The sequence below is a fragment of the Sulfurovum sp. TSL1 genome (assembly GCF_019972135.1).
Lineage (GTDB): Bacteria > Campylobacterota > Campylobacteria > Campylobacterales > Sulfurovaceae > Sulfurovum.
The window spans coordinates 121363-139080 of sequence record NZ_BPFI01000001.1 but is presented as its reverse complement, the minus strand read 5'-3'; the positions used below and the strand labels follow the sequence as shown (position 1 = coordinate 139080).

Here is a 17718-nt window from a genome sequence, read left to right as displayed (position 1 = left end):
TCAGAACACTATGTAGTGTCTTATTGGAGGACTATTTGTGATGTTTTAATGAAAGCTCCACAAGACGTGAGGATAACTCATGGTTCGAGTCAACAAAATCAATGTTACGCATCACCTGGAAGTGGTGTCTCTCTTCATCGGTATCGACTTTTATAATGATATTTGCATCACTGTAGTACTCCATGACGGCTTGGCTGATAAGATCTTTGGTGTGTTCATCCTGCATAGTAATAATAATCCCCGAACTCTCTTCAACCTTCAGTGACTCCATAACGGGGCGTTTGTTCAGGTGTCCGAAATATGCAAGGAAATTAATTCTTCTTGCCAACAAGACATGTTGTAAATTGTCCGAAATGATAATAAAATCAATGTTTTTTGCATAAAGCTCTTTGGCAACGGCTCTTCCCAGGGTACCAAATCCCACGATGATAATATGATTTTTTTTATCGATCGGGGTGATCACGTCAGATTCATAAAACTCTTTTTCAAAATAGGAAGAGAGTTTATAGATATTGTTCAGTACGAACGGGGTGACGATCATGGATACGAAGGTGATTAAAAATAAAAAATTTGCCATATCCTGTGTGATCAGATGATTGACCGAAGCCAGATCAAATATAACAAAAGAAAAACCTCCTATCTGCGCCAAAGCAAGCGCTGTTTTCATAGAGGTATTGGTATCTCCCTTTCTCTTTATGATCAGATAGATCACCCCCATCTTTACCAGCGAAACCAAGGCGAAAATCAAGAAAACCGTATGAAGATTGGAAAAGAGATAGACGATATCGATTTTTGTTCCCACACTGAAAAAGAAGACACTTAAAAGCAGATCCTTATAGCTCAGGATATCCGATTCTACTTTAATGGCGTATTTCGTATCGGCGATCAGAACACCGGCTATAAAGGCTCCCAGGGAGTATGTAAAGCCTATGGAATGCATCAAAACTGCCATACCCAGTACAATGGTAAAAATAGCGCCAAGAAAGATCTCTTCGAGTTGTGTTCTTGCTGCGAACTTCAGCATCGTATCAACGATCTTATCACCGACATAGCGAATAAACAGCACGATGAAAACCAATGCCAACACCGTTTTGAGCATGACCTCCATAATGGAGATATCGGTTCCGGATGCCCCGTAGGATAAAAAGGTGATGAGCAGCAAAATAGGGATGACCGATATGTCTTGAAAGATCAAAATACCGACCGATTTTTTCCCATACGGCGTATAGATATCTTTAGACTCTTTCAGATACGGAAGCACGATCGCCGTTGAAGATAAAGAGAATGCCAGCGCGATGATAATAGAACCTGTAACATCTAAATGAAACGCATAAAAGGCCAAAGGAAAAAAGAAGAGTGCACTTAAAAAAAGTTGCAAGGCACCATTAATGAGCAAGGTCTCTTTCATTTTTTTGATCTTCTCAAAACTGAGTTCCAGACCGATAGTGAACATTAAAAAGACGATACCGAACTCCCCTACCAATTCCAGAGAATCGATTTTCAGTGAGTTAAAATCAAAAAGATAACTTATGATGGTACCCGTAAAGATATATCCGAGAATATGCGAAATATTCTGTTTTTTGAAAATGATATTGAGTAGTGTTGCAATAAAAATCGTTGCAAAAATTGCTAATAATAAAGTGTCCATGCGCAATTATAATCAGAAATTTAATGCTTAGCGTAAACATATTGTATATAAATTAGACATTAAAGGGATTTAATGGCTCTAAAGAAGCACTTGCACTACAAAGATCTTTGTAGAATGCTTCCTCTTCTGTGCCATGAAACGGCAGCTATCAGGGTAGACGCTGTGTCCGTTTCCAACCTCCGCCAAGTGCTTTAAAAAGGACGATCTGGTTGACGATCAATTCAGCATTCAGATCGATCATTGCTATACGTGTACTCAGTAGCTCCCGTTTGGCGGTCAAGAGATCCAAATATATCCCGTAGCCGCTTTTGAACTGTTTCTCGGAAAGTTCAAGTACCTGCTTCAGTGCTTTGACCTCCCGATTTTGTGCCGCAATCTGTACCTGTGAATGTTTGATCTGGGCCAATGCATCATAGACCTCGGTAAATGCTTTTTTCACTGTTTTGGTATACGTGATCATGGCGATCTCTTTTTCTGCTTCGGTACGCTGCACCGAACGTTTCACACGACCAAAATCCAGCAGAGGGAGATTCAACGAAGGGCCGACTCCCCAGGTTTTGGCGGATGACGTCAACAGCTTGTCCAACTCAATACTTTGCAAACCTGCCGTACTGGTCAATGAGATAGAGGGGAAATAGTTCGCTTTTACCACGCCGATATCTGCATTGGCGGCACGCAAGCGCTCTTCGGCAGCGAGGATATCCGGACGGCGCTGCAATAACTCCGAACCGATCCCTGCTGGTACCTTTTGTACCTCAGGTAATTGAAGTGGAACATCGATCTGTCCTTCAAACTGCTGTTTCGGGGCATAACCGATCGTCAATGCCAAGGCATTTTCATTTAATGCTGCAGCTTTTTTAAGGGAGGCAAGTGTCACTTGCGCATTGGCATAAAGTGCATGGGACTGCCCGACGACCAATTCATTGATCTGGCCATGACGGAACTCACGCTTTCTATACTCATAGCTCTCTTTGTATGCTTTGACCATCTCTTCAAGCAGCGTCATTTTCTGTTTCAGAGCGATCTGCTGGATATAGAGTTCTGCAACCCCGGAAACCAGACTGATACGTGCGGTCTCTTTATCTGCTTCACTGGCCAGTAAACGCGACCATGCCCCTTTTTCAGCATTGGCAAACTTACCCCAGAAATCAAATTCATATCCAATGGTCGAAGAGAGTCCAAAATTATTGTAGGTGACACCTGAGAAAGGTGAAAGGCTCTCGGCACTGGTACGTTGACGATAGGCATCTGCAGATCCCGTGATATCCGGGTAACGTTCTGCATTCGCCAATCCCAAAGTTGCTTTGGCCAGACTGACATTGGCCATGGCAAGTTTCAGGTCATCACTTTGTTCCAGTGCATCATCGATCACTCTGTTCAATGTCGGGTCATTAAATCCCCGCCACCATTGCTTATCTATCTTCTCAGATGACGTGTGCATGTTTTTTGGCAGCTCAGGATTCTTGACTTCAAGTTCCGGAGCCATAGAACAGCCTCCCAGCAGCATGCCCACAGCTAGAGAAAGGGCAATATTAGTTTTCATCTGCCACTCCTTTCTTGGAAAATCTCTCTTTCCCTCGCATGATCAAATAGTAGAAGAGCGGTATAAAGAACACCGCAACAATGGTCAGAACAACCATACCGCTGACCACAGTCGTACCGATGATATGTCGGCTGTTGGCTCCGGCTCCGCTACTCAGTGCCAAAGGTAAAGTACCACCGATAAATGCCAAAGAGGTCATCACGATCGGTCTGAAACGGATCCGTGCTCCTGCAACGGTCGCATCATAAAGCGACATCCCTTCACGCAATTTCTGCTGGGCAAACTCGACGATAAGAATGGCGTTTTTCGCCGCAAGCCCGACCAGTGTAATAAGCCCGACCTGGAAATAGATATCATTCTCAAGTCCCCGCATCATCACACCCAGTGCTGCTCCCAAAAGAGCAAAAGGTACGGTCATCAGGACTGAAAACGGTATCGTCCAGCTCTCATACAGGGCCGCAAGGACCAGGAAAGTGAAGAGGATCGCAAAGACAAAGGTATTATTGCCTTTTTCGGCGACTTTCTGTTCCTGATAGGCTGTACCGGCCCACGCTGTCGTATATCCCTCGGGAAGCACCTCTTCCGACACCTCCTGGATGACACGCATGGCGTCCCCGGAACTGTAGCCCGGTGAAGGCTGCCCGGAAATTTGGCCGGCCGTGAACATATTGAACCGTTGGATCACGCTTGGACCGACAATACGTTCAGCTTTGATCAGAGAACTGACGGGTATCATATCTCCTGTGTCGGACCGTACGAAGATATAACGGTAATCCTCGACATTGTCACGAAACTTCGAGTCGACCTGGACATTGACATGGTAGACCCGACCGTAGAGGTTGAAATCATTGACATAACCGGTACCGAACGTCGTTCCCAAAGTCGTATAAATATCGTCGATCTCCACACCGTATGCCTTTGCCTTGTCACGGTCGATCGTCAGACGGTACTGCGGTACTCCCGTTTGAAGGGTTGACCGCACCATACTAAGCTCAGGCCGTGCGTTGGCTTTTTGAACGATCTCTTTAATATAACCGTCGAGCTTCGCTATATCTCCTCCGGTTCTGTCCTGTACATACATCTCAAAGCCGCCCGTTGTACTCATACCACGGATCGGAGGGGGATTTACCGCAAGTACAAACGCTTCTTTGTTCTGAGAGAGCTGTCCCATCAAAGCGCCCGAGATCGCATCAGCACTTTGCTGTGCACCCGGACGCTCTGACCAGTCCTTGAGGTGCGTAAATCCGATACCCGCATCGGATTTGAAGGCAAAGGTCACCAGATCGATCCCGGCCATACCTCCAAAGTCGGCTGTATCAGGGTGTTTGGCGATCGTATCGGTCACCTCATGCATCACTTCGGTCGTGCGTTCAAGTGAAGCGCCCGGCATCAGGTAAGAAAGCACCATGATCACCCCTTTGTCCTCTCCTGGAACAAGGCTGGTGGGAAGCTTCTGCAAGGTCCAGACCGCCGCACCGATCATGACACCGAAGATCAGAACATTCAACATGGCATAACGCAATACCTTACGTACTCCAGCGGTAAACCCACGGGTGATCCGTTCGAAAAAGGCGTTGAACTTGCGCACCAACCAGAAGGGTTCGCTTTCATCTTCACGCAAGAAGACTGCACACAATGCCGGAGTGAGTGTCAATGCAACGATACCGGAGATCACAACGGAGATCACGATCGTCATCGCAAACTGCTGGTACATCAGTCCGCTAAAGCCTCCCACTAATGCAGTCGGGATAAATACGGCCGAGAGTACCAGAACGATGGCAATGACCGGACCGGTGATTTCACGCATCGCTTCGATGGTCGCTTCTTTGACCGTGATGCCTTCACGTTCACGGAGGATACGCTCGACGTTTTCGATCACGACGATGGCATCATCCACTACCAGTCCGATGGCCAGGATCAACGCAAAAAGCGTCAGAAGATTAATGGAGTAGCCTGCGATATAGAGTCCTGCAAAAGCACCGACGATGGAAACAGGTATCGCCAGTACCGGGATGATCGTCGCCCGGAAGTTCCCCAGAAAAAAGTAGATGATCACGATGACCAGAAAGATCGCTTCGGCCAAGGTTTTTAGTACTTCTTCGATAGAAGCCTTGACGAACTTCGTCGTATCATATAAGGTGTGTTGGCGCATATCTTCAGGATATTTCTCAGCGGCTTTTTCAAGTACCTTGTCCAGGGCTTCAGAGACCTCCAGCGCATTGGCGCCAGGGGCCAAAAAGATCCCGGCTACTGCCATAGGTTCCTTGTTATAGATCGCGTTGAGCATATACCGTTCTGCTCCCAGTTCCACCCCTGCAACATCCTTCAGGTGCAGTGCAGACCCGTCCGGATTGGAGCGGATGATGATATTGCCGAACTCCTCTGTGGTTTGGAGACGTCCCTCTGTTGTCACCGTATAGGTGAAGACCTGTTTGTCTGCTGAAGGTTTATCACCGATCTGCCCTGCCCCGATCTGCACGTTTTGCGAAGATATCGCACTGATAATGTCATTGACGGTCAGATCATAGGCAGCGAGCGCATCAGGTTTTATCCAGACACGGATGGCATACTCTTTGCTTCCGAAAAGAAAAGCGTCACCCACCCCGCTGATACGCTTGATATCATCAAGTACGTTGATCAATGTGTAGTTGTTGAGCCATAGCGAATCATGCTTCCGTCCCTCAGAGGTAAAAGCGATCACACGCAGCATGTCAGGAGAGCGTTCGCGGATACTCACTCCCTGCCGACGCACGGCTTCTGGCAGTTTGTTCAAAGCGACCTGGACACGGTTACTGACATCCACATTGGCATCCGCAGGATTGGTCCCTGTCTCGAAAGTAACGCTCATTCTGAGGATACCGCTCGGCGATGCCGTTGATGTCATGTAGATCATGTTTTTGGCACCGTTGATCGCTTCTTCAAGCGGTGCAGCTACAGTCTTGGCCAGTGTCTCTGCATCCGCACCCGGATAGGTCGCCTCTACAGTGATCTGCGGAGGAACGATACTTGGGTACTCCTGGATAGGCAATCCCTTGATCGCGATCATACCCGAGAGCAGAACGATGATCGACAGAACAGATGCGAAGATAGGACGGCTAATAAAAAACTTTGACAGCATATTTATTCCCCGTCGGCATTGATCGTTTTATCCACAGCAACGTCCATACCGGGCTTGATGTGGAAGAAATTGTTGACGATCACCTGATCACCGGCTTTAAGAGGCCCCTCAACGATATAGTTTTCACCTTCAGTCCCATTCAATGTTACAGGACGTACAGCCACTTTTCCCTTCTCCAAGATGAACACGATGGTGCCCTTAGGGTTTTGCAGTACTGCTTTTTGCGGTACCATCAGCACGTTGGTGCGTTTAAGGCCCATGATCTTCAATCGTCCGAAACCTCCAGGCATCAGAGATCTGTGACTGTTGCCAAATGCCGCACGCGCTTCGATACTGGCTGTTTTTTCATTAATTTCCGGAGCGATATAATTGATGGTTCCCCCCGCAGTGATCCCGTCGACACTGATAGAAACGTTTAACTCTCCATCCTCAGCCCAGCGGCCATTGCCAAGTACCTTGTTGATCTTGAAAAAGTCTGTGTCGGGAATGGAAAATTCAGCATATACCGGATCGGTCTGGGTAATACTTACCAATGGCGTACCCGGTTCAACCACATTGCCTATATCCGTTTCTTTCTTCCCGATAATGCCACTAAAAGGTGCTTCTACTTCTGTATATCCCAAGTCTATCTCGGCGGATTCCAGTTGGGCCTTCGCAGACGCAAGTTCTGCTTTAGAACGTTCAAAAACGGCTAAAGCCGCATCATACTCTTTCCTGCTCAATGCATTGTCTTTAAAAAGTCCTTTCACACGTTTCCAATCACGTTCCGCATTGATAAAAACTGCCTTTGCAACGGCATGTTCCGCTTTGCGTTCATGGACCACCGCTTGATAGATATCCGGTTCGATGCTGTACAGAAGCGTACCTTTTTCGACATAGGCCCCTTCGGTGTAATGCTTCTGCTCAAGTACACCTGTCACACGGGCAACGACCATAGCGCTTTGTACACTCTTAAGCCGTGCGGGATATTCCAGTTCAAGGGGAAGCTCTGCAGTGAGACGTACATTAAAGACGTCGACTTTTGGCAAAGCCATCTTCTGCGTTGGTTTGGGTGCTTCTGCCAGTAACGCAGCAGAAGAGGCACACAGAATTAAAGTAGTGACGAAAAGATTTCTTATATCCATTCTCATAAAATGGTTCTCCTTTGATATATGTTATGTCATAAGTTTCAGTCTATACTGACACCCTGCATGATGAAAAATGGTTTTCCCAGGAATCTCTACGAAAGATAGGCCCCACCACTGACAGGCAGATAGCTCCCGGTGATCTGTCCACTCTCTTCTCTTGCCAAGAAACTCACTGCATTGGCAACATCCTCAGGGTTTGAAATGGTCTGTGTTGGTGTCGTGGACCGAATAAACTCTTTAAATTCATCAGGAGCGCCTGCGGTTGCATCGGTTAATACCAGTCCGGGTGCTACGATATTGGAAGTGATCCCATACGCGCCTAACTCTTGTGCCAGATACTTACTGAAAGAATCAAGTGCGCCTTTGGCAGAACCATGGGCAATGAAACTAGGCATTGGGCTCTCTGAGAGCGTACTGGAGATAAAGATCAGACGACCAAACTTCTTTTCTACCATGGAAGCTGCTGCAAACTGTGCACAAAGATAAGATGCACGCATTTCATCATTAAGTTTTTGTGAAAATTCACCCCAGGTCTGTTCGACAAAAGGCTTTGGCGTAAAATTCATATTGGCATTGGAAACAAGGATATCAACCCCGCCATGTTGGTTCTTCACTTCTTCAAACATTGCTTTGATCTGAGATTCGTCCCTGACATCGGCTTGAATCGTATAGGCTTCTCCACCTTCACTGTTGATCTCTGTCGCCAAGTCATTCGCCACTTGGGTACTGTTGACATAGTTGATAAATACTCTATGGCCATTCGCCGCCAGTGCCTTTGCAGTTGCAGCTCCAATTCCTCTTGCTCCGCCTGTGATCAATACATTCTTTTTTGACATCATACGTCCTTTCATGCTAATTTATTGCCATGATTGTAACGGATATGAAATGTTTTTGTAAGAGTAAAAACGCTTATTAATTGTCAATTTTACCTATTATAAAAAAATAAACCGCCAATATACAGGTATAATATAGAGTTTTTTTCAAATTTATGGATAAAAATACGTAAAAAGAGAATATTTGTATTAAAATAGTAAAAAATGTATAGTCAGAGGTTAGCATGGAACTCTTGTCAATGTCTCAAACACTGGAACTTTATAATCAAATACATGTGAAAGAACCGAAATTCGGTATGAACGTTCTCTCCAATGATTTCCGACCCCATGACATTGTCATACTCCAGAGTAATAGCCAGAAAAAAGAGGGTGTACCCGTTCGATGTGATTTTTATACGATGGTCTTTTGTTTAACAGGTGGTTCCATCCGGTATGTCAATCAGTTCGAATATACGATCAATGCACACTCTTTGCACCTTCTGCCGCCAGAGAGCATCCACTCCTTTAAAGATACATTTGACAAGACAGAATATTATGTCATTCTGTTTGAAAAGTATTTCTCCCAAGAGACAGAGCTTTTGTCTTTCCACAACAGACATCTTGAAAGTGTTGATCTGGAGCCCTCACTCTTTACGAAAGTCAAAGATATCTTTGAAGAGATCGAAAGTGAACTGAAAAAGGACAATGAAGATAAATATCTCTATGCAAAATATCTATTAAATCAGCTGCTCCTGATCTTAAAAAGAGAGAAACTGGAAATAAAAAATGATACACATAAAACAAGAGCTGATGTCATCTGCAGCCAGTTTCTCTCTCTGCTCGAAGAGCATTTCAAAAGTATGAAACATGTCAGTGATTATGCATCCTTATTAGACCTGACCCCAAAATATTTGAGTGAAACGGTCAAAGAAAAACTGGGAAAAAGTGCGTTACATTTCATCCACAAGCGCATTATTAAGGAAGCCGAGTATCTTTTGGTTTTTACAGACAAAACGATCTATGAGATTGCCCTGACCCTCAACTTTCAGGATGCCTCCCAGTTTACCAAATTCTTTAAACTGAAAATGGGGCAAAGCCCAAAAGCATTTCGTATCAGTAACGCTTAGTCTCATTCCATACCTTGAGACACAGACACTGGACTCATGCAATAGTCCATCGAAGATCACGATGAACAGGTAACATGGGATATACCGGCGATTTCAAAGAACTCGGAAGGCTTTTCTCTGTAGTATTTCTCCTCTATTGCTTTAGATTGCTCGGCATAGGGGTGTGTCATCACTTCCTGTAACTCTTTAATAAGGGTATAGTCTCCATTGGTAGCTTGTTTATAGGCAGGGACAAGGAACCACTCTCGCAAGGTGTATTTTGGGTTTATACTTTTCATTTGGTTAGAAAGCTTTTCACGGGATTCAGCCGAAGTAGCATTGATGTCCGCAGAGTTTGTCGTATGGACAAGTGATCTCCATTTCTCCAGCCACTCTGTCCATCTGTTTAAGATCTTTTCATTGAGTACTGCGTCCCCGTAAAAGCTTTTAGTCAGCGGAGCGATATCCTCCGGTACCGTAGAGAGCTCGCGAAAGAAGATCGTGTAGTCAACAGAGGTTTCTACCATAAGCGTGACAAGTTCATTGAAGAGTGCGGCATTAAACGTTTGTAGTCCAAGCTTGGAAGCCCACATCTTGATCATTTCCCCCTGCATGACTTTAGGGAAGCCCTGTCTTATCTCATCCAACTGGTCCAGAGCATCCTGATCTGACTCCAGTAGCGGTTTTAACGCCATGCAGAACATATGAAAGTTACGCTCGGCAGCTTGAGGTTGATTGAGAAATGAAAAGTGCACGCCGCCACCCGTCCACGGCTGATATCTCGGGTCAAACATATCTATAAACCCAAATGGTCCGTAATCAAGGGTGAAGCCGCCTGCGGCACAGTTGTCGCTGTTGAAATTCCCCTGGCAGTAGCCCACGCGTATCCAGTTTGCCACCAGCGAGGTGAGGCGTTTTCGAAACTCGCGTGCAAGTACAAGTACTTTTTCCTGCGTAGGCAGATGCGCATCGATGACCTCACTATACTCACGATCGATCAAGTGCAGCACCATTGTCTCAAGCTCCTCCATCGCTTTTGGATGCTCATTTTTACGAGCACGGCGACCGAAAAGTTCAAGTTGACCCACCCTTATAAACGAAGGTGCAACCCGGGTGGTGATAGCCACGGCCTCATCGATCATCACTTCGGGGTCTCTTGAGTACGATCCTTTTGTAAACCATGGACGCTTGACCTTCTCTGTTTTTGAGGTGTAGAGAGTCAAAGAGCGTGATGTCGGTACGCCCAGCGCATGCATATGCTCTTGTGCTAAAAACTCACGGATACTTGAACGCAAGACGGCACGACCGTCAGCACCCCGGCAGTATGGCGTTCTACCGCCACCTTTCAGCTGCATCTCCCAGCGCTTTCCGTTGATGACTCCCTCAAAGATGGAAACGGCTCGACCGTCACCATACCCGTTGCCCGTACGAAATGGACACTGCTCGTAGTACTCCGACCCGTAGATGGAAAGTGCATAGCCTGTCGCCCAACCAAACTTTTTAAGTGGCTCTGGCAGCCTTGAAGTATCGCCGGAGAACATCCGCATAAAATCCTCTGATGTTGCCAAACTATCATCAAAGCCAAGTTCACGAAAGAAGTTCTCACTGTGTGCGATGTACACAGGGTTTTCGATCGGTGTGGGCTTTACAGGGACAAAATGTCCGCTGAAGACTTGTCGCGGAGCGTGGTCAACACCGTCTGCAGTAGCTTCAGGATCAGCGCTTAGCGTCTCCATGAGTGAATAATCTGCCAACGCCGCAAGATCGTCTAGCGTCTTTACCTCTACAGAGGTTTTATTTGTTGAATTCATAGATCTTCCTTATTTAAAAAACGTACATATATTTGAAAATTACAACAACCATTTTACTATATCATCGAGTTGCACAGAGTAATCTTCATCTTTATTCTGCACTATATCAGATGAAACATAAAACAAGTGTACCAATGGTAGAGTTACCCACCCTATTCAACCACATATGTCACTTCTCTTTAGTATAGTAAAAAGATTCGTGTACTGGCTGTGGAAATGATCCATCATATTGGTGTTACTCTAGTTCTAGTGCTGTATGAAGGGGCAGTTGGACTTTTAGATATTGAGTGTTTTTGGTAGTTTGTGTTTTCATATGCATTCCCACGTGCAACGTGGGAACGAGTTAATCTATCCACTAAATGGTAAAACTTTTTTGTATGATGTTGAAACAACAGTTTACTCTGATACCTACTTATAGACTCATTCATTTCAGCAGTAGAAATACTAAAAAGAGTATAACCTTCTTCATTATATGGAACTACCATATCACCATCCTTTTTTAGATACTTAATTGTAGCCAAAATAGGACAATCCATTACAGAATTTATTTCACTTATTGAACTTTTTTCTATTCAGTCTTTACTCACCAAATCTACTTATTATTCAGTTCTTCAAAAAGTTTATCAAACTTAATTACTTCAATCGAAGTATTTTTATCATGCTGAGTATGTTCTATAAAAATAAACTTGTCATTTAGATATAAAATTTTACTTTTATTGTAATCATTGTTTTCTAGTTTATCTTGAATATTAGTAGTATTTTTTAAGTCATTTGGTAAAATAGAATTGTGATGAAAAACCGATATTGCTTTAGTAACTAAGCCTATCGTAGTAAAAAAAACCAATATAAAAATTATTACTAAAATATGATCTATCGTTTTATTTTTATACTTTTCTTTCTTGTCCCTATTTGTTATTTTTTCTACAAAACTATTGATAGGTTTAGGATAAAGAAAATAAATTGCAAAGAGTGTTTCAAAAATTGATTTAAGAAACATAAAAGAAACCGTTAACCAAACTGTTAATATAAACATAGAAACATTTTTTTCTACTTCAGGGTATATTCCGTAACTAAAAAAACCAAAAATGAAATTTAGAAAGAAAAAATAAATAAGTAAATGTTTGTTTTCCTGAGCTATAGGTATTTTTTTACTAATCTCTTCATCTGTTAGATCAGTATTAGTAAGTATAAATACTTTATCTTGAAGATTTATTTTATCAGGTCTAAGTTTATTAGATAGTTTGTAACTTATAAAAAATACTAGTAATATATATAATACTAAAATACCATCCGGTAATAACTGTGTAGTAGAAAAAAATCTGATAAATGATAATGACATATTAGCTAATTCAAGCGTTTGCCACATTCCACCAATTAGTGGTGGAACTATAAGAATTATAGGTAAGTAAAATTTTATTATTTCTACATAATCTTTAAATTTTTTAATTTTTGGTGAAATGTTTTTTTCTTTTCTTATATTTCTTTTTGAATCTAAATAATCAGAGTACCGTTTACTTTGTTTCATATCCCTCTTCTTTCAGTCTTGACTAATTGTTTTATTATTCTATTATTCTCCCCCTATATACTCACTTATTTTAAGACTAATTACAATGCATCATTTTTGCTTCTAAAATTTTGCACTAAAGAAACTTTTTTCTATTTTCAGTTAAGATATTTAGAGATGGGTATTCCCACACCTGATTCTATACTATTACCCCCCCATAAGGGTCATTCATTATAAATAATATCTTTCATTACCATATTCTCAGAAAGATACAGACATAATATAGGGACATACGTTTTACACAATAAATAATCGTGTACAAGGAATATGAATATGAGTCCTGAGACTAAAGAATGGTTATCTGCAAGAGTTCCTACATTTACAAATTTAGATACTGATGAACAAAACTCTATATATGATTTTACATTACTATGGAGTATGTTTGAAGGTGAAAAATTAAGCGGTTACTGCAATATGAGAAAAATTAGAGAATATGCAGATGAACTAACAGAAGCAAATCAATTATCAAATTGTGGACTAGATGAGTATCTTCCATATCTAATAGATCGCTATTATGTAGAAGGAAGTTTAAATGATAAATTTCAAAAACTGCACATTGGTAGAAGTGGAAATCCACCTGAAATAACTGAATCATTATGTAGTGACACTCTATCAGAAAAAACAAAGTTAATTGGTTGTTTAGGTATTGTTTTTCGTTTGAGAAATAATCTATTTCATGGTGAGAAATGGCAATATGAACTAGCCAATCAGAAGTCTAACTTTGATAACGCCAGCAAATTTTTAATGCGTCTAATGTCGCTATAGTAATGAGGAAAATATAAAATGATAGAATTTTTAAAAGCATATGCGTTTCTAGCTCCTTATGGTATCATGGGTGGTGTAATTGTTGCCATGACTCAAATATGGAAAAACACCTCACAATCAATTACTACATTCGAAGATTCAATATCAAAAGAATACCGTGAAATTATTAGAGCCATTCCTTATAATGCCCTAATTGGTGCTGAATTGACAGAAATAGAAAAAGACAAAGTATATAATGAAATATATAATTACATGGATTTCTGCAATGAACAGATATATTTACGTAAACAAGGACGAATAAGAAAAGATACATGGCAAAATTGGCAAAGTGGTATGAAAATGAATTTTGCACTACCTATATTTAATGAAATATCTATAAATATTTTCGATGAATTAAATGATATTTTTGAAGAACTAAGAAAAGTTAAAAATACTAATTTTAATACAGACCCTAAATACTGGTAATCAACGTAACATTACAATTACTTAAATATCTATGTAAGTTTGTCATTTTCTTTAGAAGCGATAATTGAAATTAGTCAAAAGCGACACCTAAATGGACACCTAAAGAATTATAGGATTCTATTTAAATAATTGGTAGGCTTCTTAAATAACGATGTGCTGGGATTTATATAGTGGTGGGTCGGGGGAGACTCGAACTCCCGACCACTCGGTTATGAGCCGAGTGCTCTAACCAACTGAGCTACCGACCCGTAAGAGCGCTATGGCTGGTCTTTGGAAATCATACTGATTTTCGCGTCAGAATTATATCTACTGTAGTCTTTAAATGCAATTAAATTTTGCAAAATCCCAAAAATTACAGAAAATATGATAAACGAGGTCCCTCCATGGCTGAACATAGGCAGAGGGAGCCCTACTACAGGGGCCAGACCGATAACCATATAGATATTGACACCCATATACACAAAGAACAAAAATGCCAATCCGGAGGCAAATGCCTTGATCAGATAATCGTTGGCATGCTTGGCTGAAATATAGAGCAGATTAAAGATGAGTAACATATAAAGCACGATGACAGTGATCATCCCTTTAAACCCGAATCTTTCCCCCAGGTAAGCAAAGATAAAATCCGTCGAAGAGACCGGAAGGAACTTCAGTTGTGTCTGTGTTGCCTCTTCTTTGCTTTTCCCTTCAACACCACCTGAACCAATGGCGATCAGTGCCTGTCTGACATGGTAACTTGGTTTCCCTATAAAGTCCGTCACACGCTTTTTTTGATAGGGCTTCAACTGACTGTAAAGCAGCGGTGCACTGAACCCGAGAATGATGACGATAGAAACCCATATCTTCCAGTTGATCCCTACGACAAATAAAACGCCATACCCGGTAATAAGCAATACCAGTGCCGTACCGAGGTCCGGTTCTTTGGCGATGAGTAAAAAAGGAATGACGATCACGATGGAAAGTTTGATAAAGTTTAATATGCCATACCCTTTTTCACCTGGTGGGTTTCTGCCTATAAGGTACCCAAGCATCATGATCACACTGACTTTAATGAACTCTGAAGGCTGGATGGTGATGCCTATGCCGGGGATCTCGATCCATCTTTGTGCACCCAGGATCGTCTTTCCTACAAATTCCACAGCGATAAGCAGCCCCAGGTTACCCAGATAGAAAATAGGTACGAACCACCAAATGATCTGTCTCCATGGGATAAAAGCAGAGACAAGAAAAGCAATACCTGCAATGAAGTAATAGACCATCTGTTTTGTGAACAGATACGGGTTGATCTCATTCACCAGATACGATGAGATCACAAGAAGTGGCAGGATCTGTAACATGAGAAGGTAGGAAAAATGTTTAAAGATACGTTTATCAAAGTCCAACCAAGATTCCATGCAAGATCCTATTATTAGAGTTTCCCTCTATTTTTAGGGTATTATATCAAAAAGGATATAAGGTAGCATCATGCTGGAATTTTTCACATTTACGCACTTTAAAAGATCCCCTTCCCTGCTCCATGCAGTGACCACAAAGTCAAATGATCTTCCTTATGCTTTCAGTCTTGCTTTACATACCGGTGAAGATCCTGAAAACATCATAGCCAACAGAAACAGACTCTCCCACCTGCTCCAAAGCAGCGAACCTATGCATTACATCGTTGCCGATCAAACCCACAGTGACAACATCAAGCTTATTACCCAAAAAGAGACCAAGGGGTGGGAGAGTCTTTCCGATGCCATAGAAAACTGTGATGCCCTGATCACAGACGTGAAAGGAGTCGTGCTCACTATACTGACTGCAGACTGTGTTCCCATACTCCTCTATGACAAGAAAAAAGAAGTGGTCGCCGCTGTGCATGCGGGATGGAAAGGCACCAAAGCACAGATCGTATCTAAAACGGTGCAGAGGATGACAGAAATGTATGGCTGTGACCCAAAAGAGATCATTGCAGGTGTCGCACCGTCCATAGGACGTTGCTGTTATGAAGTAGGAGAAGAGGTTGCAGAGCATTTTTTTGATATTCCCAAAGGGTTCACCCCTGTAGGTGAAAAATTTATGCTGGACTTGCCTTTTATCAACAGACAACAGCTCTTGGATGCAGGGCTTCAAGAAGAGAACATCGAGATGAGCCATGTGTGTACGGCATGCAATGTAGAGCGGTTTTTCTCTTACAGGAAAGAGCAAGGGTGCTCCGGAAGGTTTATGAGCATGATAGGCATGAAAAACAGTGATCATTAAAGGGTTTTAAACTCCTTGTTTTCTTATCTTTTAGGAATTTTCAGAATATCCTGCAATAATTACATATCAAATAAAAAGAGAGAGAATGCATACACTTCAAATTGCAGAGTCAGTACTGGATGACTATAGAAATAATAAACTCAGTGAAGAAAGAATCAATTTCTTGATCGGACAGGCGAATGAACAGCTTGATGAAATATCTCAAAACAAAGAGATATACAATAGCTTTTTAAACAAAGTCAACGCGCCCCAAAAGATAGACAATATCATACTTTGGATACTTTTGATGTCCAATGAAGATATATGTGAGGAGTATATCGATGAATTCGGTAAGAATTTTCGGGAAATAATCCCGGTGAGTGATCTGGCTGATCTACTGGTCTACGTTGTACACCTCAAAAAAATTAAAGACATTGAATTAGACGGAGTTGACTTTTTATTGGGATATCAACATGATGGTATAGAGGAGGTGGATCAATATGCTTTTGCAAATGTCTTACTCCATGTTCAAAGATCAAAAGAAATAGATATTGAGTTTTAGTATGAAGGTACGGGTCTATTACGAAGATACCGATGCCGGTGGCATCGTCTACCATACGAATTACATCAAGTATTGTGAACGTGCCCGCTCAGAGATCTTTTTTCAAAGAGGAATGAAACCTACACTGGGCGATCAGAGCGGGTTTGTGGTACGTGACATTAAAGCCGGTTTTTTAGCCACTGCTGTACTGGGAGATATACTCGAGGTCACAACAAAGATCTTGACGAGGAAGCGTTCATCTTTGGTACTCTTACAGGAAGTATGGAAAGAAGAGGTGAAACTCTTTAGCATGGAAGTGGTATTGGTCTATGTAGAGGAAGGAAAACCTTGTCGTATCCCCGAAGTATTCGAGGATATCTTTAAATCATTTTAAGTCAAAAAAAGATGTGAAGCAGCCACAGCAAATGCAGAAGCACCTATATATCCTGCGCCGAACATAAATGAAGAAATGAGTTTTAGCAGAGGTTGAAATCTCCATTTGACCAATAAAATAATCAGAGATCCGATCAGAGATGGTAAAAACACATAGGCCATGTTAAATCCTAAACCAAAACCGCTTGGTATAAGGATCTGTGTAGAGACAACCAATCCAATAATACTTACCACAGCAACATACATGGCCATATATTTAACGGTACCGTATTTTGATAAACTTTCATCCAAACTAAGCTCTTTTGTAAAAGCGTCCTTAATATCAGAAAAATCAGAGTCTTTTAACGACATCTCTTCCATGATAAGAAAAGCAAGAATACTGCCAAAGTAACCTATAGCGATCGCAATCATTAACATACCCATTTTCAATCCTTTGTATTATGATTTTTGACTCATTTCATTGTAACAAAAATAATATAACATTAATTTTAATTATATAATAAGTTAATAAAATATTGTGGATATCACAAGTACCTGACATTTGAGAGAAATAAAGAGGTGGCTATAAAATGTAGAGTGTAAGTTTCCTACCTGTAAAAGGTAGGAAA

15 protein-coding genes and 1 tRNA gene are annotated in these 17718 nt (G+C 41.9%); 6 read left to right on the top strand and 10 right to left on the bottom strand.

Features of this window, described 5'->3' with window-relative positions:
• Window positions 1-31: 31 nt before the first annotated feature.
• The 5 genes from LDM98_RS00655 to LDM98_RS00635 form a co-directional block, all read right to left on the bottom strand.
• Window positions 32-1648, bottom strand: a complete 1617-nt coding sequence (locus LDM98_RS00655) for a cation:proton antiporter (protein ID WP_223897216.1) — start codon at window positions 1646-1648, stop codon at window positions 32-34.
• Window positions 1649-1796: 148 nt separating this feature from the next.
• Window positions 1797-3191 carry an efflux transporter outer membrane subunit gene (locus LDM98_RS00650; RefSeq protein WP_223897214.1) on the bottom strand — a complete coding sequence of 465 codons (1395 nt, stop codon included), beginning with the start codon at window positions 3189-3191 and terminating at the stop codon, window positions 1797-1799.
• Complete coding sequence (locus LDM98_RS00645; protein ID WP_223897212.1) at window positions 3181-6309, bottom strand: efflux RND transporter permease subunit; 3129 nt, start codon at window positions 6307-6309, stop codon at window positions 3181-3183. Before LDM98_RS00645 ends, LDM98_RS00650 begins: the two co-directional genes overlap by 11 nt.
• 2 nt (window positions 6310-6311) lie before the next feature.
• On the bottom strand, window positions 6312-7439 hold the full coding sequence (locus tag LDM98_RS00640; RefSeq protein WP_223897210.1) for an efflux RND transporter periplasmic adaptor subunit: 1128 nt from the start codon (window positions 7437-7439) through the stop codon (window positions 6312-6314).
• Window positions 7440-7528: 89 nt separating this feature from the next.
• On the bottom strand, window positions 7529-8272 hold the full coding sequence (locus tag LDM98_RS00635; protein ID WP_223897209.1) for an SDR family oxidoreductase: 744 nt from the start codon (window positions 8270-8272) through the stop codon (window positions 7529-7531).
• A gap of 221 nt (window positions 8273-8493) precedes the next feature.
• Here LDM98_RS00635 and LDM98_RS00630 point away from each other — a divergent pair, with 221 nt between their 5' ends.
• Entirely contained in the window at window positions 8494-9375 is an 882-nt protein-coding gene (locus tag LDM98_RS00630; RefSeq protein WP_223897208.1) for an AraC family transcriptional regulator, read from the top strand.
• Between the two features lie 56 nt (window positions 9376-9431).
• Here the strand turns inward: LDM98_RS00630 and LDM98_RS00625 are convergent, their stop codons facing one another.
• A complete protein-coding gene (locus LDM98_RS00625) occupies window positions 9432-11165 on the bottom strand; it encodes a YdiU family protein (RefSeq protein ID WP_223897207.1) in 1734 nt (577 codons plus the stop codon).
• A 592-nt stretch (window positions 11166-11757) separates the two neighbouring features.
• Complete coding sequence (locus LDM98_RS00620; RefSeq protein WP_223897206.1) at window positions 11758-12690, bottom strand: hypothetical protein; 933 nt, start codon at window positions 12688-12690, stop codon at window positions 11758-11760.
• Between the two features lie 312 nt (window positions 12691-13002).
• Between LDM98_RS00620 and LDM98_RS00615 the strand changes: the two genes are divergently transcribed.
• Both LDM98_RS00615 and LDM98_RS00610 read left to right on the top strand, forming a co-directional pair.
• The gene (locus tag LDM98_RS00615; protein ID WP_223897203.1) at window positions 13003-13494 is read left to right on the top strand and encodes a hypothetical protein; all 492 of its coding nucleotides are present in this window, start codon (window positions 13003-13005) and stop codon (window positions 13492-13494) included.
• An 18-nt stretch (window positions 13495-13512) separates the two neighbouring features.
• A complete protein-coding gene (locus LDM98_RS00610) occupies window positions 13513-13959 on the top strand; it encodes a hypothetical protein (RefSeq protein WP_223897202.1) in 447 nt (148 codons plus the stop codon).
• Between the two features lie 171 nt (window positions 13960-14130).
• Here the strand turns inward: LDM98_RS00610 and LDM98_RS00605 are convergent.
• Together LDM98_RS00605 and LDM98_RS00600 are read right to left on the bottom strand one after the other, a co-directional pair.
• Window positions 14131-14207: transfer RNA gene (locus tag LDM98_RS00605), tRNA-Met, on the bottom strand.
• A gap of 9 nt (window positions 14208-14216) precedes the next feature.
• The gene (locus LDM98_RS00600; RefSeq protein WP_223897200.1) at window positions 14217-15353 is read right to left on the bottom strand and encodes an FtsW/RodA/SpoVE family cell cycle protein; all 1137 of its coding nucleotides are present in this window, start codon (window positions 15351-15353) and stop codon (window positions 14217-14219) included.
• A gap of 70 nt (window positions 15354-15423) precedes the next feature.
• On the opposite strand from LDM98_RS00600, the gene pgeF reads away from it, so the two are divergent.
• The 3 genes from pgeF to LDM98_RS00585 all read left to right on the top strand — a co-directional run bounded on the left by pgeF (window position 15424) and on the right by LDM98_RS00585 (window position 17111).
• Window positions 15424-16197, top strand: a complete 774-nt coding sequence (pgeF, locus tag LDM98_RS00595; RefSeq protein ID WP_223897198.1) for a peptidoglycan editing factor PgeF — start codon at window positions 15424-15426, stop codon at window positions 16195-16197.
• 85 nt (window positions 16198-16282) lie between these two features.
• On the top strand, window positions 16283-16738 hold the full coding sequence (locus tag LDM98_RS00590) for a hypothetical protein (protein WP_223897196.1): 456 nt from the start codon (window positions 16283-16285) through the stop codon (window positions 16736-16738).
• Window positions 16728-17111, top strand: a complete 384-nt coding sequence (locus tag LDM98_RS00585) for a YbgC/FadM family acyl-CoA thioesterase (RefSeq protein ID WP_308443039.1) — start codon at window positions 16728-16730, stop codon at window positions 17109-17111. Before LDM98_RS00590 ends, LDM98_RS00585 begins: the two co-directional genes overlap by 11 nt.
• On the opposite strand, the gene LDM98_RS00580 is transcribed toward LDM98_RS00585, so the two are convergent.
• On the bottom strand, window positions 17108-17533 hold the full coding sequence (locus tag LDM98_RS00580; RefSeq protein ID WP_223897194.1) for a hypothetical protein: 426 nt from the start codon (window positions 17531-17533) through the stop codon (window positions 17108-17110). The genes LDM98_RS00585 and LDM98_RS00580 overlap by 4 nt on opposite strands.
• Window positions 17534-17718: the final 185 nt, after the last annotated feature.